1 protein-coding gene is annotated in these 750 nt (G+C 62.3%); it reads right to left on the bottom strand.

The annotated features are described in order from the left end of the window. Positions 1 to 750: integrase catalytic domain-containing protein (locus tag P0D80_RS50755; protein WP_408296446.1), on the bottom strand; the 750-nt coding region annotated here is incomplete at both ends.

Genomic DNA, 750 nt, shown 5'->3' with positions numbered 1-750 from the left:
GGGTTCGACGCTGCCGTGTGCGAGAAGCCGATCGCACGGCGTCGCCGGCGCCAAATAGACCTTATGTACTCGCGCGCCGTCACGCGTTTTGGACTTCAGCTTGAACGAAGGCTGGAAGAAGTTAATGTATAGCCGCGATGACGCGTACAGCTGCGCCAACGCGTTCCTGGCATCGACACCGCTCAGCCGGCCATAACCGACCAGCCGCCGCACGACGGCGCCGTTCTTCTGCTCCACCCAGGCCTGATCGTTCTTCTTGTAGGCCCTCGAGCGGGTCTGCACAAGACCACGGCCCTTGCAGTAGTCGAGGACGCTCTGGTTCATGAACGCACTGTCATTGTCCGAGTCCACGCCAAGCATCGCGAATGGCAGATCGGCAGCCGCTTTCTCGAATCCTTCAATCACCAGCATCTGGTTACGTACTCGCATGGCCACACATTCTGTCCAGCCGCTGGCGATATCAGTCAGCGTGAGGGTGTGGACGAACTCACCGTCTATCTTTGAGCCGCCGCAGTGTTCGACCATGTCGATCTCGAAGAAGCCCGGTGGCGGGTCGCGCCAGTCGGCGAAGGTACGCACCGGAATGCTGCGCCGGATGGCCGAGCCCACCCCCGTGCGCCGTTTGCGCTGCCCATCGATGTGCGCACGCGCGGTGGCCAGCATGCGATCGATGGTCGCCGCGCTGACCTGAAGGAGTTTGGCCTTGACGACCGGATCCAGGTCCAGATGGCCGTGCCGCTCCATGGCATC

Origin of the sequence: Paraburkholderia sp. RL17-373-BIF-A (genome assembly GCF_046030175.1) — a bacterium.
Lineage (GTDB): Bacteria > Pseudomonadota > Gammaproteobacteria > Burkholderiales > Burkholderiaceae > Paraburkholderia.
Note: the sequence above shows the minus strand (reverse complement) of the source record. Positions and strands in the feature narration are given on the sequence as shown.